This is a genomic window from Plantactinospora sp. B5E13 (assembly GCF_039871775.1).
In the GTDB taxonomy this organism is placed as follows: Bacteria; Actinomycetota; Actinomycetes; order Mycobacteriales; family Micromonosporaceae; genus Plantactinospora.
Genome location: NZ_JBDPLT010000005.1, coordinates 85,551 through 103,310, shown reverse-complemented (window position 1 = coordinate 103,310; position 17,760 = coordinate 85,551). Strand labels below are relative to the sequence as shown.

Annotated in this window: 19 protein-coding genes; 10 read left to right on the top strand and 9 right to left on the bottom strand. The window is 73.3% G+C overall.

Going from position 1 to position 17,760, the window contains the following annotated elements; genetic code table 11:
• Positions 1–110: 110 nt before the first annotated feature.
• From ABGB05_RS06875 to ABGB05_RS06865, 3 genes are read left to right on the top strand one after another with little or no spacing between them, the layout of a single operon-like run.
• Positions 111–1,262, top strand: coding sequence for a MoxR family ATPase (locus tag ABGB05_RS06875; RefSeq protein WP_347652334.1), 1,152 nt, complete (start codon positions 111–113; stop codon positions 1,260–1,262).
• A complete protein-coding gene (locus ABGB05_RS06870; RefSeq protein WP_347652333.1) occupies positions 1,259–2,206 on the top strand; it encodes a DUF58 domain-containing protein in 948 nt (315 codons plus the stop codon). The genes ABGB05_RS06875 and ABGB05_RS06870 overlap by 4 nt, the downstream gene beginning before the upstream one ends.
• A complete protein-coding gene (locus tag ABGB05_RS06865; RefSeq protein ID WP_347652332.1) occupies positions 2,203–3,153 on the top strand; it encodes a VWA domain-containing protein in 951 nt (316 codons plus the stop codon). The genes ABGB05_RS06870 and ABGB05_RS06865 overlap by 4 nt, the downstream gene beginning before the upstream one ends.
• A gap of 82 nt (positions 3,154–3,235) precedes the next feature.
• On the opposite strand, the gene ABGB05_RS06860 is transcribed toward ABGB05_RS06865, so the two are convergent.
• The 5 genes from ABGB05_RS06860 to ABGB05_RS06840 form a co-directional block, all read right to left on the bottom strand.
• Positions 3,236–3,436 (bottom strand): hypothetical protein, encoded by a 201-nt coding sequence (locus tag ABGB05_RS06860; protein ID WP_347652331.1) that lies wholly within the window; start codon positions 3,434–3,436, stop codon positions 3,236–3,238.
• 215 nt (positions 3,437–3,651) lie between these two features.
• Positions 3,652–4,947, bottom strand: coding sequence for an acyltransferase (locus tag ABGB05_RS06855; RefSeq protein WP_347652330.1), 1,296 nt, complete (start codon positions 4,945–4,947; stop codon positions 3,652–3,654).
• A complete protein-coding gene (locus ABGB05_RS06850; protein ID WP_347652329.1) occupies positions 4,944–5,861 on the bottom strand; it encodes an alpha/beta hydrolase in 918 nt (305 codons plus the stop codon). Before ABGB05_RS06850 ends, ABGB05_RS06855 begins: the two co-directional genes overlap by 4 nt.
• A gap of 132 nt (positions 5,862–5,993) precedes the next feature.
• A complete protein-coding gene (locus tag ABGB05_RS06845) occupies positions 5,994–6,662 on the bottom strand; it encodes a response regulator transcription factor (protein WP_347652328.1) in 669 nt (222 codons plus the stop codon).
• The gene (locus ABGB05_RS06840; RefSeq protein WP_347652327.1) at positions 6,659–8,050 is read right to left on the bottom strand and encodes a histidine kinase; all 1,392 of its coding nucleotides are present in this window, start codon (positions 8,048–8,050) and stop codon (positions 6,659–6,661) included. The genes ABGB05_RS06845 and ABGB05_RS06840 overlap by 4 nt, the downstream gene beginning before the upstream one ends.
• Positions 8,051–8,215: 165 nt before the next feature.
• Between ABGB05_RS06840 and ABGB05_RS06835 the strand changes: the two genes are divergently transcribed.
• The 6 genes from ABGB05_RS06835 to ABGB05_RS06810 all read left to right on the top strand — a co-directional run bounded on the left by ABGB05_RS06835 (position 8,216) and on the right by ABGB05_RS06810 (position 12,928).
• A complete protein-coding gene (locus ABGB05_RS06835) occupies positions 8,216–8,920 on the top strand; it encodes a beta-ketoacyl-ACP reductase (protein ID WP_347652326.1) in 705 nt (234 codons plus the stop codon).
• Positions 8,921–8,976: 56 nt separating this feature from the next.
• Complete coding sequence (gene fabI / locus ABGB05_RS06830) at positions 8,977–9,753, top strand: enoyl-ACP reductase FabI (RefSeq protein ID WP_347652325.1); 777 nt, start codon at positions 8,977–8,979, stop codon at positions 9,751–9,753.
• Positions 9,754–9,843: 90 nt separating this feature from the next.
• A complete protein-coding gene (locus ABGB05_RS06825) occupies positions 9,844–10,896 on the top strand; it encodes a ferrochelatase (protein WP_347652324.1) in 1,053 nt (350 codons plus the stop codon).
• 101 nt (positions 10,897–10,997) lie between these two features.
• Entirely contained in the window at positions 10,998–11,777 is a 780-nt protein-coding gene (locus ABGB05_RS06820; RefSeq protein WP_347652323.1) for an HAD-IIA family hydrolase, read from the top strand.
• Positions 11,778–12,108: 331 nt separating this feature from the next.
• Positions 12,109–12,408 carry a hypothetical protein gene (locus ABGB05_RS06815; RefSeq protein WP_347652322.1) on the top strand — a complete coding sequence of 100 codons (300 nt, stop codon included), beginning with the start codon at positions 12,109–12,111 and terminating at the stop codon, positions 12,406–12,408.
• A 106-nt stretch (positions 12,409–12,514) separates the two neighbouring features.
• Complete coding sequence (locus ABGB05_RS06810; protein ID WP_347652321.1) at positions 12,515–12,928, top strand: DUF2267 domain-containing protein; 414 nt, start codon at positions 12,515–12,517, stop codon at positions 12,926–12,928.
• Between the two features lie 58 nt (positions 12,929–12,986).
• Here ABGB05_RS06810 and ABGB05_RS06805 read toward each other — a convergent pair whose 3' ends face one another.
• On the bottom strand, positions 12,987–14,006 hold the full coding sequence (locus ABGB05_RS06805) for an aldo/keto reductase family protein (RefSeq protein WP_347652320.1): 1,020 nt from the start codon (positions 14,004–14,006) through the stop codon (positions 12,987–12,989).
• 69 nt (positions 14,007–14,075) lie between these two features.
• Complete coding sequence (locus tag ABGB05_RS06800; protein WP_347652319.1) at positions 14,076–14,867, bottom strand: hypothetical protein; 792 nt, start codon at positions 14,865–14,867, stop codon at positions 14,076–14,078.
• Between the two features lie 98 nt (positions 14,868–14,965).
• On the opposite strand from ABGB05_RS06800, the gene ABGB05_RS06795 reads away from it, so the two are divergent.
• The gene (locus tag ABGB05_RS06795; protein WP_347652318.1) at positions 14,966–15,778 is read left to right on the top strand and encodes a DUF3097 domain-containing protein; all 813 of its coding nucleotides are present in this window, start codon (positions 14,966–14,968) and stop codon (positions 15,776–15,778) included.
• A gap of 41 nt (positions 15,779–15,819) precedes the next feature.
• On the opposite strand, the gene ABGB05_RS06790 is transcribed toward ABGB05_RS06795, so the two are convergent.
• Positions 15,820–16,341: an N-acetyltransferase family protein gene (locus tag ABGB05_RS06790; protein ID WP_347652317.1), complete on the bottom strand. Its 522-nt coding sequence runs from the start codon at positions 16,339–16,341 to the stop codon at positions 15,820–15,822.
• A 37-nt stretch (positions 16,342–16,378) separates the two neighbouring features.
• The gene (locus ABGB05_RS06785; RefSeq protein ID WP_347652316.1) at positions 16,379–17,728 is read right to left on the bottom strand and encodes a serine hydrolase domain-containing protein; all 1,350 of its coding nucleotides are present in this window, start codon (positions 17,726–17,728) and stop codon (positions 16,379–16,381) included.
• Positions 17,729–17,760: the final 32 nt, after the last annotated feature.

The window sequence follows — 17,760 nt, the reverse complement described above, 5'->3', positions numbered from 1 at the left end:
CGGCGGGCAATCCTGGTTCTCCCTTCGCGGTCGGTCGAGCGGACGTGCGAGAGTTGGGGCGGCGCCCGTCGCCGACGCATCTGATCCCGTGACCCTGCTGTGGAGGACCGGTGGCCCAGCCGACCACGCCCGACGCCCCTGTTCCGCCCGACGTGTCCCGTGCCGCCCCCTCCCCGGGCAGCACCACGCCGGCCGAGGACGCCACCCTGCTCGAACGCGCGTTGTTCGAGGTCAAGCGGGTGATCGTCGGACAGGACCGGATGGTGGAGCGGATGTTCGTCGCTCTGCTGGCCCGGGGGCACTGCCTGCTGGAGGGCGTACCCGGGGTGGCGAAGACCCTCGCCGTGGAGACCCTGGCCAAGGTGGTCGGTGGCACCTTCGCCCGGGTCCAGTTCACCCCGGACCTGGTGCCGGCCGACATCGTCGGTACCCGGATCTACCGGCAGTCGAGCGAGAAGTTCGACGTCGAACTCGGGCCGGTCTTCGTGAACTTTCTGCTCGCCGACGAGATCAACCGGGCGCCGGCCAAGGTGCAGTCCGCGCTGCTCGAGGTGATGTCCGAGCGGCAGGTGTCGATCGGCGGGCAGACCCATCCGGTGCCGGACCCCTTCCTGGTGATGGCGACCCAGAACCCGATCGAGCAGGAGGGCGTCTATCCGCTGCCGGAGGCGCAGCGGGACCGGTTCCTGCTGAAGATCATCGTCGGGTACCCCACCGACGTCGAGGAGCGGGAGATCGTCTACCGGATGGGGATCAGCGCGCCGGAACCCTCGTCGGTGCTCACCCCGGTCGAGCTGATGGCGCTGCAGCAGAAGGCCGACCAGGTCTTCGTCCACAACGCCCTGGTCGACTACGCGGTCCGGCTGGTCCTCGCCACCCGGACCCCGGCCGAGCACGGCATGCCGGACGTGGCCCAGCTGATCCAGTACGGCGCCAGCCCGCGTGCCTCGCTCGGCATCGTCCGGGCCACCCGCGCGCTCGCCCTGATGCGTGGTCGGGACTACGCGCTGCCCCAGGACGTCCAGGACATCGCCCCGGACATCCTCCGGCACCGGTTGGTGCTCAGCTACGACGCGCTCGCCGACAACATCCCGGCCGACCACGTGGTGGACCGGATCATGTCGACCATCCCGCTTCCCTCGGTCGCGCCCCGGCAGCACGCCACCCCGACCGGAGCCGCGCCCGGGATGCCGCACGGGCCCGGCCCCGGGCCGGTCTCACCGGTCTCCGGCCCGGCCTGGCCGGGACGCCCGCCGGCATGATCGACCGGACCGCGATCAGCGTCAACCCGGGCCGCGCCGAGGCGGTCCTGTCCCGACTCCAGCTGCTGGTCACCCGGAAGCTGGACGGCCTGCTCCAGGGCGACTACCTCGGCCTGCTGCCCGGGCCGGGCACCGAGGCGGGGGAGTCCCGGGAGTACCGCCCCGGCGACGACGTACGCCGGATGGACTGGCCGGTGACCGCCCGGACCACGGTGCCGCACGTCCGGCGTACGGTCGCCGACCGGGAGCTGGAAACCTGGCTGGCGGTGGACCTGTCGGCCAGCCTCGACTTCGGCACCGGACGGTGGTTGAAGCGGGACCTCGTCATCGCCGCGTCGGCGGCGATCGCCCACCTGACCGCCCGGGGCGGCAACCGGATCGGCGCGGTGATCGGCAGCGGTGGTCATCGCCCCGGTGCCGGTACGCCCGACGTGCTGCGGCTGCCCGCCCGGCCGGGCCGCAAGGAGGCCCAGGGGCTGCTCCGGACCATCGCCGGGATCGAGATCCAGCCGGGGCGTACCGACCTCGGTGCCCTGATCGACGCGCTGAACCGGCCGCCCCGGCGGCGCGGCATGGCGGTGGTGATCTCGGACTTCCTGGCTCCGCCGGAGCAGTGGGGTCGCCCGGTACGCAAACTCGGTGTCCGGCACGACGTGCTCGCGATCGAGGTCGTCGACCCGCGTGAGCTGGAGTTGCCGGACGTCGGGGTGCTGCCCGTGGTCGATCCGGAGACCGGTGAGCTGCACGAGGTGCAGACCGCCGACCCTCGGCTGCGGCAGCGGTACGCCGCCGCGGCCGCCGCCCAACGCGCCGCGATCGCCGACGCGTTGCGCGCCGCCGGCGCGGCGCACCTGCGGCTGCGTACCGACTCTGACTGGCTGCTGGACATGGTGCGGTTCGTCGCGGCGCAGCGACACGCCCGTACCCGGGGGACGACTCGATGATCCGTTTTCTTGAACCGTGGTGGCTGCTCGCCGTCCTGCCGGTGCTCGCCCTCGCCGGCGCGTACGTCTGGCGGCAGTTCCACCGCCGGACGTACGCGATGCGGTTCACCAACGTGGAGCTGCTCCGTACCCTCGCCCCGAAGGGGTTGGGCTGGCGGCGGCACGCCGCCGCCGGGGTGTTCCTGCTCGCCCTGCTGGTCCTCGCCACCGGCATGGCCCGCCCGTCGGTGGACCGGAAGGAACCGCTGGAACGGGCGACGATCATGCTCGCCATCGACGTCTCGCTGTCGATGGAGGCCGACGACGTGGCGCCGAACCGGCTGGAGGCGGCCCAGGAGGCGGCGAAGCAGTTCGTCGGCGAGTTGCCGCCGAGCTACAACCTGGGACTGGTGGCCTTCGCCAAGTCGGCGAACGTCCTGGTCCCGCCCTCCAAGGACCGGGGGGCGGTCACCCAGGCCATCGACGGCCTGGTGCTGAGTGAGGCGACGGCGACCGGCGAGGCGGTCTTCACCTGCCTGGAGGCGATCCGGTCGGTGCCGGCGGACGGCGCGCAGGGCATTCCGCCGGCCCGGATCGTGCTGCTCTCCGACGGTTACCGGACGGCCGGACGGTCGGTCGAGGAGGCCGCGGCGGCGGCCCGGGCGGCGAACGTCCCGGTCTCGACGATCGCCTTCGGCACCGACTCCGGTCAGGTCGAGATCGGTAACCAGGTGCAGCGGGTGCCGGTCGACCGGCTGGCGCTCGCCGAACTCGCCGAGACCACCCAGGGGTTCTTCTACGAGGCGGCCTCGGTCACCGAGCTGAAGCAGGTCTACCAGGACATGGGCAGCTCGATCGGGTTCCGGACCGAGGCGCGGGAGATCACCCACTGGTACGCGGGGATCGCGCTGCTCCTGGCGCTCTGCGCGGCCGCGATGAGCCTGCTCTGGACCTCGCGGCTGGTGTAGCGGACGTCTCGTGGATCCCGGCCTGCCCGGCCGGGATCCACCGGGCGCCGGTACCCCTCGGCGGGCGGCCGGCGGGCGCCGGTCACGGCGTGGCGCGGACCAGCACGAAGAGGACCACGACCCAGGCCGCGGCGAGAGTGAAGCCCAGCGGGGCGACGTAACGGTGCATGATTCTGCTCTCCGGGTGGCGACTGAGACTCTCCGGAACCGGCGCGGGGCCGGACGACGGGTGAATCTGGGGATCAGCGGACGCGCACACGAAGTCGTGACCGGACAGCTCCACGTTGACGACTCGGATCCGACGGGAACCGGGACGCGCAGCGCACCGGCGTACCCGGAGGACCGGGCGGGCGATGCGGCGGGGTGGAGCGAGGCTGGGTCAGTCGGCCGGGTGAGTCAGGGCTCAGGCGGACTGACGAGCGGCCCGGCCACGACTGGGAGGATCGCTATCTCGCACAGCGATCACCTCCAACACGTCGACGGGGCCGGGAACGGGAGTCATCGTACACCCGGGCGGTCGTCGGGCTGAAATCGACGGACGTCCTCCCGACTGTCGCTCATCCGACGCCGTCGCGGTGCCGACCGACGGTCCGCCCTGGGTCCGGTCCGTCCGGCCGCGACCACCTCGGCCCCGGGCCCCGGACGCCCGACCAGACCTGCCAGGACCAGGCCGAACAGCGGCAGCCAGGCCAGCCGGGCGAGCAACCAGCCGGCACCGTCCGGCGCGGTGTGCAGTCCGGGTACGCCGTCGACCCCGGCCAGCCGGGCGCCGAGCGCGCCCACCGCGGTGACTCCCAACAGGACGCTCTGGTGCCCGAGGTAGATCCCCATCGCCGCGTCGTTGACCCGGCGTACCCGACGCCACCGGTGCGGCCGGGACAGCCAGCCGGCCAGCCGGGGGCGGACCATCAGCGCCACGCCGACCTGGGCGAACGCCAGACAGACGGTGAACAGCGACGGCGGGTCCAGGTTGGAGAAGCCGTCGCCCGGCACGCCGACCGCGCTGGCCGGGTAGCCGGCGAAGAGCACCAGCACCGCCATCCCGGCACCGCCGCCGAGCAGCAGCAGGCCGCCGGTACGCCGTTGCCCGACGTCTCCGGCCGGGTTGTCCCGGGCCAGCGCCAGACCGAGCAGGTACGGCACCGACCAGGCGGCGAGCAGTGCCACCGGCACCCGCCAGCCCCCGTCCGCGGGACCGGCGCCGCCGTTTGGGCCGGTCAGCCGGCCGACCAGGTCGGTCACCGCGACCGTCGCGACCGCGAGTGCGGCGGGCCGGACCGTCCCGTGCCGGTCCAGGGCGCGGGATAGCGGGCCGGTCAGGGCGAACAGCACGGACAACGGCAGCAGGAACCACAGTGGACTGACCAGCAGCGTCCCGGCGGTGCGCAGGGTCGCCGCCGGCACGCCCGACGCCGCCGCTCCGGCCAGCACCACCGCCCAGCCGCCGAGCAGGACGGTGACCGGTCGGACCAGCCGACCGAGCCGCCGCCGCAGCCAGCGGCCCGGCTCCACACCCCGCCCGGTGGCCGCCCCGAGCGACCGGGCCGAGGCGTACCCGCCGACGAAGAAGAAGAGCCCGAGCGTCTGGAGCAGCCAGGTCACCGGCACCAGCTCCGGCATGGCGCGCAGCGGACTCGCCGTGGCCAGTGCGCCGTCCGGCGCCAGCACCAGGGCGGTGACCAGCCAGTGACCGAGCACCACCCCGGCGATCGCGTACGCCCGCAGTCCGTCCACCGCCCGGTCCCGGCCGACGGCGTCCAGGACAGGTCCGCCATGGCTGCCGTCGCGGGTCATCGGGCGTCCGTCCCGGCCGTGACCGCCCCGGCGTCGAGTACCACCCGGGCGATCCCGCGCAGGGTGGCGCTGCCCGGCACCAGGTAGCCGTCGTGTCCACCGACCCGGTCGACCGGCAGCGACCGGGCACCGAAGCCCGGCGCCGCCGGCCGTACGCCGTGCCCGAGATCACCGAGCCGCAGCGGCGGGATCCGCCGGATCCAGTCGTCCGGTGCCTCGGCGGCCCAGACGGTGGCCCCGGTGCCCAGCTCCCGGACCCGGTCCACCCCCATCCCCACCCCACCGACGCTCACCAGGGCGGTCACCTGGGTTGGCAGGCTGGGCGCGGCGAGCCCGACCAGCAGCGCACCGTAGCTGTGCCCGACCACCGTCACCGTCGCCGCCGGACGGTGCCGGACCAGCACGTCGACCAGTCCGACCAGGGCCGGCACCCCGGCCCGGGCACTGTCCGGGCGGGCTGCCGCCAGGCCGATCCCGTCCGGCGGGTCGTAGCCCAACCAGGCCAGTACCGCGACCCGGGCGCCGGGCCCGGTGGCACGCAGTTCGTCGTACAGGGCCCGGGCCTGGGCGGCCGGGGCGCGTCGGGTCACCCCGCCCAGTCCCCGGTCGAAGTCACGCAGTGTGTTGGCCACCCCGGGCACCAGCACCACGATCCGGTCGGCGGCGGCCAGGTCACCCAGCACCTCCACGATCCGGCCGTCGCCGTGCGGGTCGAAGGCCAGGAACGTCCGGCCGGACGCGACCCAGTCGGCGTACGGCGCCCCGGCGGCCCGCATCGCCGCGGCCACCGACGGACAGTTGCCCACGAAGCCGACCGGCACCGTCGGCGGACCCGCCTCCGCCGGCGGTGGCACCAGCAGACCCAGGGCCAGCAGGCCACCCACCGTGCCGCGTGCCGCTCGTCGCCACACCATTCGTCCCGTCCCCCTTCACACCGCCGCCGGCCGGCACGACCGGTCGGGATGGGCTCAGCGTGCGACGGTGGTGGGGGTCGGGTCGTCACCCCACGGAGCGGCTACCAGGGGACCAGGGCGGCGTCCGGAGGACTACTCGCCCGCCGTGACCAGCCCGGACTCGTACGCGACGACCACCGCCTGGGCCCGGTCCCGCAGGTTGAGCTTGGCCAGGATCCGGCCGACGTGGGTCTTCACGGTCTGTTCGGCGACGAACAGGTCACCGGCGATCTCGGTGTTGGAGCGGCCCCGGGCGATCAGCCGGAGCACCTCGGTCTCCCGGGGGGTGAGCCCGACCAGCGAGGTCGGCCGGGGCCGATCCGCCCGGCCGGGGCGGGCGGCGAACTCGGCGATCAGTCGCCGGGTCACCGCCGGGGCGAGCAGCGCGTCGCCGGCGGCGACCACCCGTACCGCGTGCACCAGGTCGGCGGCGGGGGCGTCCTTGAGCAGGAAGCCGCTCGCCCCGGCCCGCAACGCCTCGTAGACGTAGTCGTCGAGGTCGAAGGTGGTGAGGATGAGGACCCGTGGACCGTCCTGGTCGGGTCGGTCCCCGACCAGTTGCCGGGTGGCGGCCAGCCCGTCCAGCACCGGCATCCGGATGTCCATCAGGACGACGTCCGGGTCCAGCCGGCGGGTGGCGGCGACCGCCTCGGCACCGTTGGCGGCGTCGCCGACCACCAGCAGGTCGGGTTGGGCCGCCAGCAGCGCCCCGAAGCCCTGCCGCACCATCGCCTGGTCGTCGGCGATCAACACCCGGATCAACGGCTCTCCTCCGCTCGGTACGGCAGGTACGCGCGTACCGCGTACCCCTGGTCGGTCGGTCCGGCGGTGAGCGTGCCGCCGAGCAGCCGGGCCCGCTCGCGCATGCCGGTCAGTCCGTGCCGGGGCCCACGGTCGACGCCGGCTCCCCGACCGCCGGAGCCACCCGGTCCGGCGGGCCCGTTGCGGACGTCGACGGTCAGCGCCGTCCCGTCGGTGTCCAGGGTGACCCGCACGGCGGCACCCGGGGCGTGCCGGGCGGCGTTCGCCAGCGCCTCCTGGACGATCCGGTACGCGGCCAGGGCGACCGCCTCGGGTGGCTGTCCGGCCGGGTCCACCGGCGTGACCGGTCCGGCGGGGTTCCCTGCCGGCCCGGCCCCATCGGTCGCCCCGACCCCGTCCGCCGGCTCGGGGCCGTCGGTCCGGTCCGTCGGCGGGGGGTGGACCGGGCGCCGGCCGTCGCCCCACGGGCTGTCGACCGTCACCGACATCCCGGCCCGGCGGGCCGCCTCGACCAGCTCCGGCAGCTCGGCCAGCCCCGGCTGGGGCGCCGTCTCCGGGGTGGTCGACTCGCTGCGCAGTACGCCGAGCAGCCGGCGCATGTCGGTCAGCGCCTCCCGGGCCGAGCCGGCGATCGCGCTGAACTCGGCGCGAGCCGGCTCGGCCAGCCCGGTGAGCCGGTACGGCGCGGTCTCCGCCTGCACCGCGATCATCGACATGTGGTGGGCCACCACGTCGTGCAGCTCCCGGGCGATCCGGGTGCGTTCCTCCAGCACGGCCCGGCGGGCCTGCTCCAGTTCGCTCCGCTCGGCCTGCTCGACCAGGGCACGCTGGCTCTGTCGGCGACGTCGCACCTGGTCGCCGAGGATCAGCAGCACCGCGAGGAACACGGTGACGCCGTGCGCGTTCGCGGAGTTGGCGGTGAGGCCGTACACCGGCAGCAGGGTGAGCAGCCCCGCCCAGGCCGTCACCCCGGTGTCGGCCCGGCCGGCCACCAGCAGGAGCACGAACAGGAAGACGATGATCTGCACCGGATTCCACGGCCAGGCCTCGTCCCTGGTCGTGTTGAACGTGCCGAACAGGATCGCCAGGTAACCGACCCGCCAGGCGAGCAGTGGGCGGTACGGGGCCAGCGCCGCCGGCAGGGTGGAGCCGACACCGATCAGCACCGCGGCCGGCACCGGCAGTTTCCGCTCGTCCGTCAGGTACTGCGCGGCGGCGGCGGTCAGCCCGACCAGCACCAGCAGCAGCACCGGGACCAGGTACCCCCGGATCCGCCGCCACCAGCGGCGTGGGCGGACCGGGGTGGCCGGTGGGTAGTCCGGGCCGACCAGCAGACGCCGCAGGTCACCCAGGGCTGTCCGCAGTACCTCGCCGGTGCCGTCCTCCACCACCGTCAGGGTACGGGCGGACGATCTCCCCGTCCTGCCCCCTGGGTGCGATTCCGCACGTCATACCCGGGTACGACGCGCCCCGGTTACTGATTACCTGCCGGTAGCGCCTAGTCTCCATCGCGCACCACCGTGCGCATACGTCACGTCAGAGGAGGAGACACCGTGGCCCGAACTGTGCTGGTGACCGGGGGTAACCGGGGCATCGGCCTGGCCATCGCCCAGGCTTTCGCCAAGCAGGGGGACCGGGTAGCGGTGACCCACCGGAGTGGCAACCCGCCCGCCGACCTGTTCGGCGTCAAGTGTGACGTCACCGACGCCGACCAGGTCGACGCCGCCTTCTCCGCCGTCGAGGCGGAGTTCGGCCCGGTCGAGGTGCTGGTCGCGAACGCCGGCATCACCAAGGACACCCTGCTGATGCGGATGTCCGAGGAGCAGTTCACCGACGTGCTCGACACCAACCTGACCGGCGCGTTCCGCTGTGCCAAGCGGGCCGCCACCAGGATGGTCCGGGGCCGCTGGGGCCGCATGATCTTCATCTCCTCGGTGGTCGGCCTCTCCGGCGGCGCCGGCCAGGTCAACTACGCGGCCAGCAAGGCCGGCCTGGTCGGGGTGGCCCGGTCGATCACCCGCGAACTCGGCACCCGCAACATCACCGCCAACGTCGTCGCGCCCGGCTTCATCGACACCGACATGACGGCGGTGCTCGGCGACGACCGCAAGGCGGAGATCCTCAAGTCGATCCCGGCCGGCCGGATGGCCAGCGCCGACGAGGTCGCCGGCGTGGTCACCTGGCTCGCCTCCGACGCCGCGGGCTACATTTCCGGCGCCGTCATCCCGGTCGACGGTGGCCTCGGCCTGGGCCACTGACCGCCGGCGGCGTCACCGCTTCACCTTTTCAGCCCGAGCGCAGGGAGGATCTGCACGTGTCTGGACTGCTGGCCGGCAAGCGGCTGCTCGTCACCGGAATCATCACCGACCAGTCGATCGGCTTCTCGGTGGCGAAACTCGCCCAGGAGGCCGGGGCGACCGTGGTGCTCACCGGCTTCGGCCGGATGTCGCTTGTCGAACGGATCGCCAGGCGGCTGCCCGAGCCCGCCCCGGTGATCGAACTCGACGTGACCAACACCGAGCACCTCGACACCCTCGCCGACCGGGTCCGTGAGCACGTCGACGGGCTGGACGGGGTGGTCCACTCCATCGGCTTCGCGCCGCAGAGCTGCCTCGGCGGCGGCTTCCTCGACGCGCCCTGGGAGGACGTGGCGACCGCGATCCACGTCTCGACGTACTCCTACAAGTCGCTGGCGATGGCCGCGCTGCCGCTGATGCCGCCGGGCGGCGCGGTGGTCGGGCTCACCTTCGACGCCACCAAGGCCTGGCCGGTGTACGACTGGATGGGTGTCGCCAAGGCCGGACTGGAGTCCGCCTCCCGCTACCTGGCCCTGCACCTGGGCGCCAAGGGGATCCGCAGCAACCTGGTCTCCGCCGGTCCGCTGCGCACCATGGCGGCGAAGTCGATCCCCGGCTTCGAACAGTTCGAGAACGCCTGGACCGAGCGGGCCCCGCTGGGCTGGAGCCTGACCGACCAGGAGCCGGCGGCCCGGGCCTGCCTGGCCCTGCTCTCCGACTGGTTCCCGGCCACCACGGGTGAGATCGTTCACGTCGACGGCGGCTACCACGCCCTCGGTGCCGGCAAGATGTGAGGAATGGGCCCTTTCTGATGCCGGGCGGTAGCCGGCAGCGCGGAAGGGCCCCCTCCTGACCGCTCCGAGCGGCGGGCAAGAATGGGTGGCATGTCGTACGACGCGGTGGTGTTGATTTCGTTCGGCGGCCCGGAGCGGCCCGATGACGTCCTGCCGTTCCTGCAGAACGTGACCCGGGGTCGCAACGTGCCGCCGGAGCGGCTGGCCGAGGTCGCCGAACACTACCGGCACTTCGGCGGCGTGTCGCCGATCAACCAGCAGAACCGGGACCTGCTCGCCGCGATCCGGGCCGACTTCGCCGCCCACGGTCTCGACCTGCCGGTCTACTGGGGCAACCGGAACTGGCATCCGATGCTCGCCGACACCGTCGCGCAGCTGCGCGACGACGGTATCCGGTCCGCGCTCGGCTTCGTGACCAGCGCCTACGCCGGCTACTCGTCGTGCCGGCAGTACCTGGAGGACATCGCGGCCGCGCGGGCGGCGGTCGGGCCCGACGCGCCCCGGATCGACAAGCTGCGGCAGTACTGGGACCATCCCGGATTTGTCGAGCCGCACGCCGACGCGGTCCGTACCGCGCTGGCCACCCTCGACCCGGCCCGCCGGATCACCACCCGGCTGGTCTTCACCGCCCACTCGATCCCGGTCTCGATGGCCGCCAGCGCCGGACCGGAGGGCGGCCGGTACGAGGCCCAGCTGCGGGAGACGGCCGCGCTGGTCGCCGCCGCGGCCGCCCCCGACCTGGGGTACGACCTGGTCTGGCAGAGCCGTTCCGGACCGCCCCAGGTGCCGTGGCTGGAACCGGACATCAACGACCACCTGCGCAACCTCGTCGCCGAAGGGGTCACCTCGGTGGTCGTCAGCCCGATCGGTTTCGTCTCCGACCACCTGGAGGTGGTCTGGGACCTGGACACCGAGGCGGCCGACACCGCCAAACAGCTGGGAATGGACTTCGTCCGGGCCGGCACCCCCGGCACCGACCCGCGGTTCGTCACGATGGTCCGGGAACTGGTACTGGAGCGGCTCGAACCGGCAACGGCGGTGCCGCGCCGGGTCGCCGGTCCGGCCGACCGTCCCCGGCTGCCGGTCTGGGACACCTGTGCGGTCGACTGCTGCCAGCCACCCCGGCGCCCCGGGCCGCGTTGATCCACGCCACGATGAACCGTGGCCGGCCCCCCTACCCTCCGAACCTTCGGGAGAGACATGAAGCAGGCACGCCAGTGGGCCGTCCGACACGGAGGCGCGGCATGATCGAGCGCAAGCCGGTGCAGAGCTGGCTCACCGACATGGACGGCGTATTGGTGCACGAGGGGCAGCCGGTGCCCGGCGCCCCCGAGTTCGTCAGCCGGCTGCGTGCGTCCGGCAAGCCGTTCCTGATCCTCACCAACAACTCGATCTACACGGCGCGGGATCTGCAGGCCAGGCTGAACCGGATGGGCTTCGACGTACCGGAGGAGTCGATCTGGACGGCGGCGCTGGCCACCGCACAGTTCCTGGCCGACCAGCGGCCCGGCGGCACCGCGTACGTGATCGGCGAGGCCGGGCTGACCACCGCCATGCACGCGGTGGGGTACGTGCTCAGCGACTACGCCCCGGACTACGTGGTGCTGGGGGAGACCCGGACCTACAGTTTCGAGGCGATCACCAAGGCGGTCCGGCTGATCGACGGCGGGGCCCGGTTCATCTGCACCAACCCGGACCCGACCGGTCCGTCGACCGAGGGGGCGCTGCCGGCCGCCGGCTCGGTCGCCGCGATGATCTCGAAGGCGACCGGGGTGGAACCGTACTTCGTCGGCAAGCCGAACCCGATGATGATGCGTTCGGCGCTGAACACCATCGACGCGCACTCCGAGACCACCGCCATGATCGGTGACCGGATGGACACCGACATCCTCTGTGGCCTGGAGGCGGGGCTGGAGACGATCCTGGTGCTGACCGGGATCAGCACCCGGGCGGAGGCCGAGCGGTACCCGTACCGGCCGTCCCGGATCGTCGGCTCGGTCGCCGACCTGATCGACGAGATCTGATCCCGCCGCGGTCGCCTGCCACGCGATCGTGGGCGCGTCGCTGTGCACGAGTCGGTCGACGTTCTTCCACTATCTGCTCCGGCATCCCGAGCTTGTCGAGGAAGGCGTCGACCGCCGACTCTTCCCCGGCGAGCGGTTACGGTCGTTTGTCGGATTCGCCCTGTACGTTGCCGGAGGGGTGCTCGCTACCTGGTCGCCCCACTCACGGGCGAGACGCCGCTCGCCCGGCGGCGGGCCCACCGCCCTCCGCCCTCCGCCCTCCGCCGGCCGGGGGAATGGCCTCCGGGCTGGCGGGAAGACGGTGGGGTCGGCACGGTGGGGGGTGGTGACGATGGGCCGCGGCGCGAGGGCGAGCGGTATCGGCGTACGAGGTGGTTCGCCACGGAACCGGACGAAACGGCGACGTGTCTCGTTCGCCAGGTGGGCCGAGGAGCTCGCCAGCCAGGTGGGGGTGCTGCTGGGGCGGAAGGCCACCAAGGCGGGACGTAAACGTCCGATGAAGACCGAGCGTGGTGGCCGGCACACCACACGCAGCGTGCGCGCGGACACCCGGGGCATCGCGGGCACCCGGGTCAGCATGCGCAAGGGCCGGCGGATCGGGCGTGGTCGCAAGCGCATCCGTCCGGGCTGAGGACGGGCAGGACGGGCTGGACCGGCTGCGGCCCGGCCGCTGGACCAGCTGAACAGGATGACAGGTGCGCGCGGGGAGGCGACGCGGCGGCTGGAGGGAGATCCGGATGAGCTACGAGGACTTTGTCGACGCGGTGGCGGAACGGGCACGCTTGTCGGCCCCGCAGGCGACGGCGATCAGCCACGCCACCCTGGAGACGCTGGCGGACCGGATCAGCGGCGGCGAGGCGGCGGACCTGGCCGCCCTGCTGCCGGACCGGCTGGCCGAGCACCTCTACAAACCGGCTTCCCGCGAGCCCGCCGACCCGTTCGGGCGCGGCGAGTTCGTACGGCGGGTGGCCGCCCGGGCAGACGTGGACGTGCCGGTCGCGAGCGCTGGTATCCAGGCGGTCTTCACGACCCTGCGGGAGGCGGTCAAGCTCCGCGAGTTCGAGGACATGGTGGCCCAGTTGCCGCAGGAACTCGGGGAGCTGTTGGCACCGGTCGGCCCGTCCGACGGTGGGCGCCGCTGGGGCCACTAGAACGCAATGTCGGTGTTCAGGGGGCCGGACGGACGGGGAGGCGCTCCACCGCGTCCGGTCACCCCGCCCAGTCCGGCTTCACCGCCATCATCCGGGCGGTCTTGTGCGGATCCGTCTCGACGAGGTCGCCCAGCGTCTCGTCGATCCGGCGCAGCACCTCGTCGTCGAGCCGTACGCCGGCCGCCCCGACGTTCTCGACGACCTGCTCCGGGCGGGAGGCACCGATCAGCGCGGTGCTGACCCCGGGCCGGCTCAGGGTCCAGGCGATCGCCAGCTGGGCCATCGACAGCCCGGCCTCGTCGGCGATCGGTCGCAGTCGTTGCACCCGGTCCAGCAGCGGCTCGCCGAGGACCCGCCGGATGAAGGTAGGGGCGCGGCCGGAGCTGGTCGCCCGGGACCCGGGCGGCGGCGCCTCACCCGGACGGTACTTACCGGTCAGGACGCCCTGGGCGAGGGGCTGGAAGGCGATCTGACCGATGCCCTCCGATACGCAGAGCGGCACCACCTCGGGCTCGACCACCCGCCAGAGCATGTTGTACTGCGGCTGGTTCGACACGATCCGGCGGCGGATCCCGAGCTGGTCGGCGACGTCCAGCGCGGCACGGATCTGTGCCGCCGTCCACTCCGAGACACCCAGATAGCGCACCTTGCCCTGCCGGACCAGGTCGTCGAAGGCGAGCAGGGTCTCCTCCAGCGGCGTACGGTCGTCGTACCGGTGCGCCTGGTAGAGGTCGACGTGGTCGGTGCCGAGCCGGCGCAGCGAGGCGTGGCAGGACTCGATGATGTGCTTGCGGGACAGGCCCCTGTCGTTCGGTCCGTCCCCGACCGGCAGACAGACCTTGGTGGCGATCTCCACCGACTCGCGGCGTACGCCCCGCAGCGCCTCGCCGAGCAGTTCCTCGGCGGCACCCCGGGCGTACACGTCGGCGGTGTCGAAGGTCGTGACACCGACCTCCAACGCGGCCCGTACGCAGCCCAACGCCGCCTCCCGGGCGACCGACTCGCCATGGGTGAGCCAGTTCCCGTAGGTGATCTCGCTGACCAGCAGGCCGCTGCGACCGAGATGGCGATGCTCCATGATCAATCACTCTAGCCTTCCCGCGGCCGGCACGTTGTCCCGCCGAGTCGGGCCTGGGCTGCCGGGTGGTCAGGCCGACAGCGGGGCGTTGCAGGCGGCGACGACGGCCCGCCGGCAGGCGGCGGTGAGCGGGCGCAGCGCCGCATCCCGCTGCCGCGCCTCGTGCGCGTTGACCGAACCGCCGGGTGCCGCGTGCTCGGCCAGCGCGAGTACCTGGTCGAGCACACTGGCCCGGGCGAACAGCCGGCGGGAGCGCGGGTCGAAGCCCGGCGGCAGGTCGACCGCGCTGTCCGGACGCCGCAGCGCGGCCAGCGCCCCGGCCAGCTCCGGGCGCCACTGCGCCACGTCGAGCCGGGCCAGCGCCGCGGTCGCCTCGGCCAGGCTGACCGAGAGCTCCGCCTCGGCCTCGGCGGCGCCGGGACTGCCCAGCGACGCGTTCGGCGCGTCCTCGGCCAGCGGGTGGACCCGCCACAGCACCGTCTCGAAGGTCACCCCGGACCCGGAGGTGTGGGTCCGTACCTCCGGGATCACACCCAGACCCCGGGCCACCACCGCCTCGCCGGCGAGCAGCGCGGCGGAGCTGAACGGCCCCGGGCCGGGCAGTCCGCGCGGATCGCCCGGGGCGGGCAGCACCAGCCGGATCTCGTCCGGCGAGAGCTTGGCGAAAACCGGGAGCGCCGCCCGCAGCGGTACGTCGGTCCAGGTGCCCGGCGCGTCGGCGACCAGGTGCTCCTCGCCACGCTCGATCTCGTCGGCGATCTCGTCGAACGGCACCAGGCCGGCGCGCCAGGCGCGTACCCAGGCGACAAAGCGGCTCGAGCGGCGCGCCGTCAGGGTCGCCGCGCCCGTTGCGGGGGACATGCGGCTAGGGTACGTGCTCAGCCCGCCCCTGTCTCCCGGCCCCGCGCGGCGGCGCGGCTACGTCACCCAACGTCCGGATGCGGCTAGCCTCGCCCCCCATGGGGAGAAGGTACGGCGACGACGTGCTCGCCGGGAACTGGCGACGGCGCCGGGTGGTACCCGAGGTGGACGCGGCACCCGATCTGGTCGTCGAGGACGCGGACTCGGGCTTCTGTGGTGCGGTGGTGGGTTTCGAGGCCGGGGCGGTGGTACTGGAGGACCGCAACGGACGGCGCCGCCACTTTCCGTTGCTGCCGGCGGCGTTCCTGTTGGACGGCGCGCCGGTGACGCTGCGTCGACCGGCAGCCCGGGCGGCAACGCCGGCCCGACGACGTACCGCCTCCGGCTCCGTCGCCGTGGCCGGGGTACGCGCCCAGGTCGCCAAGGCCAGCCGGATCTGGGTCGAGGGGATCCACGACGCCGCCCTGGTGGAGCGGATCTGGGGCGACGACCTGCGGATCGAGGGCGTGGTGGTGGAACCGCTGGACGGCATCGACGCGCTGGCCGAGCGGGTACGGGAGTTCGGGCCGGAACCGGGCCGCCGGCTGGGGGTGCTGGTCGACCACCTGGTGTCCGGGTCGAAGGAGAGCCGGATCGTGGCGGCCGTCACCTCGCCGCACGTCCTGGTCACCGGACATCCGTACGTCGACGTGTGGCAGGCGGTGAAGCCGGCGGTGGTCGGGATCCCGGCCTGGCCGGTGGTGCCACCGGGACAGCCGTGGAAGGAGGGGGTCTGTGCGGCGCTCGGCGTCGCCGAGCCGGCCGAGTTGTGGCGGCGGATCCTGGGGCGGGTGAACAGCTTCCACGACGTGGAGACCCCGCTGATCAACGCGATGGAACGACTGATCGACTTCGTGACCGAGCCGTCCTGAGCGCGGGTCGGTCCGCGTCGACCCGGCCGGTCCGACCCCGCTCAGCCGGGTTTGGCGGTCAGGTTGCGCTGCATCAGCACGGTGTCGAGCCAGCGGCCGTGTTTGTGACCGACCCGGACGAGCCGACCCACCTCGACGAAGCCGAACCGGCGGTGCAGCGCGGTCGAGGCCTCGTCGCCGCTGTCGGCGACCACCGCGATCATCTGCCGCGCCCCGGCGGCGGTGGCCGCCGGCAGCAGAGCGCCGAGCAGGGCCCGGCCGAGCCCCTGACCGGTCCGGTCCGGGGCGAGGTAGATGCTGTCCTCGACGGTGTGCCGGTAGGCGGGTTTGGGGCGGTACGGCCCGGCGTAGGCGTACCCGGCGACGACGCCGTCGACCCGGGCGACGAGGAAGGGCAGGCCCCGCCCGGTCAGGTCGGCGAGCCGCTGCCGCCACTGGCCGACGTCGGGCGGGGTCTCGTCGAAGGTCACCACACTGCCGGTGACGTAGTGGGCGTAGATCTCGGCGACCGCCGCCAGGGCGGCGGCGGTCGCCGGGGTGGTCTCCCGGTGCGGGGGCGCCACCGGCACCGCCCGCCGTACGGGTCCACACGACGGCGGGTCATCCGAGGTCGTCCGGGGTCCGGGGGAAAACCAAGGTGGCGATCTCCAGCGCGGTCACCCGGTCGGCCGGGTCCCGGCGTACGGTCAGGATCTCCCCGTCGTTCATCCCGATCCGGCCGCGCCACCGTCCGGCGGCGTCCCGGCCGAACCGCCACGCCACGGTGCCACCGGGCAGCAGGTTGGCGCAGACCAACTCCTCGGCGGTCGGATCCCAGGACAGTTCGTACTCCCGTCCCATCCACCACCACCGGCCGGTCAGGTCGGCGATCTCGGGTGGCGGCGGCGCGGTGGCCGGCAGCCAGGGACCGGGAACCGGCCCCGGCTCCAGGTCGAGCACCGTGCTGAGCAGGTGCCGGCCGAGCGTCGACAGCGCCCCGGACCGGAAGCCGTACGAGTTGGCGAAGCCGACGACGCCGGTCCGGGAGGGGCGGTGTACCGAGAGGGTCGCCACGTAGCCCGGCATCGAGCCGCCGTGTCCGACGTAGACCCGGTCGCCGAGGCGGTGCAGTTCCACACCGAGTCCGTAGCCGGCGGTCCAGGAGTCGAGGTCGGCGAGGACCGCCGGGGTACACATCTCGGCGAGCGTCTCCGGGGCCAGCACCTCCGGGTCCGGGTCGGCGAGGAACGCGGCCCAGCGGGCCAGGTCGGTGAGGGTGGCCCAGAGCTGTCCGGCCGGGGCCATCGCCCCGGTGTCGGTACGCGGCTCCTCCCGCAGCGTGCCGTGCCAGGGATGGACGACGTAACCCCGGGCGAACGGCTCGGTCGCCTGGTACGAGGTGCGGACCATCCCCAGTGGATCGAGTAGTCGGGACTGGACGAGTTTCCACCACGACTCGCCGGTACGGCGTTCCAGCACCGCCCCCAGCAGCCCGTATGCCAGGTTGGAGTAGTGGAAGACCCGGTGCGGCGGGTGGGTCAGCGTGTCGGCGGTGAGTCCGCCCAGCAGGGTCTCCAGGTCGGCTCCGGCGGACCGTTCCCACCAGTCGCCGTCGGGTTCACGCTGCAGGCCGCCGATGTGGCTGAGCAGTTGACGCAGCCGGACCGTGCCGAGTGGACCGTCGGGCAGGTGCCGCTCGAGTGGATCGTCCAGGTCGAGTCGTCCCTCGTCACGCTGACCGAGTAGCAGCGCGGCCGTCATCGTCTTGCTGATCGAGCCGATCCGGTACTGGAGATCCGGATGCGGGGCCGGGGTCCGGCCGGCGGTGGCGACGTGGACGAGTCGCCCCGCCCGGACCACGCCGATGATCAGCGACGGGGCGTGGCCGGCCGTCTGGGCCTGGCTGACCAGGGTGTCGACCCGGCGGATGGTCTCCGGCAGCAGCGGGGCGGTCTCCGGCGACGGGGTCACGGTCGTGCCTCCTTCGGCAGGTGGTCGGGTCC

Excerpts from the sequence above, each read along its gene's own strand:
- ABGB05_RS06870 (WP_347652333.1), top strand. The coding sequence starts at position 1,259 with ATGATCGACCGGACCGCGATCAGCGTCAACCCGGGCCGCGCCGAGGCG.
- ABGB05_RS06865 (WP_347652332.1), top strand. The coding sequence starts at position 2,203 with ATGATCCGTTTTCTTGAACCGTGGTGGCTGCTCGCCGTCCTGCCGGTG.
- ABGB05_RS06855 (WP_347652330.1), bottom strand. The coding sequence starts at position 4,947 with ATGACCCGCGACGGCAGCCATGGCGGACCTGTCCTGGACGCCGTCGGC.
- ABGB05_RS06850 (WP_347652329.1), bottom strand. The coding sequence starts at position 5,861 with ATGGTGTGGCGACGAGCGGCACGCGGCACGGTGGGTGGCCTGCTGGCC.
- ABGB05_RS06825 (WP_347652324.1), top strand. The coding sequence starts at position 9,844 with ATGTCGTACGACGCGGTGGTGTTGATTTCGTTCGGCGGCCCGGAGCGG.
- ABGB05_RS06820 (WP_347652323.1), top strand. The coding sequence starts at position 10,998 with ATGATCGAGCGCAAGCCGGTGCAGAGCTGGCTCACCGACATGGACGGC.
- ABGB05_RS06815 (WP_347652322.1), top strand. The coding sequence starts at position 12,109 with ATGGGCCGCGGCGCGAGGGCGAGCGGTATCGGCGTACGAGGTGGTTCG.
- ABGB05_RS06810 (WP_347652321.1), top strand. The coding sequence starts at position 12,515 with ATGAGCTACGAGGACTTTGTCGACGCGGTGGCGGAACGGGCACGCTTG.
- ABGB05_RS06805 (WP_347652320.1), bottom strand. The coding sequence starts at position 14,006 with ATGGAGCATCGCCATCTCGGTCGCAGCGGCCTGCTGGTCAGCGAGATC.
- ABGB05_RS06800 (WP_347652319.1), bottom strand. The coding sequence starts at position 14,867 with ATGTCCCCCGCAACGGGCGCGGCGACCCTGACGGCGCGCCGCTCGAGC.
- ABGB05_RS06795 (WP_347652318.1), top strand. The coding sequence starts at position 14,966 with ATGGGGAGAAGGTACGGCGACGACGTGCTCGCCGGGAACTGGCGACGG.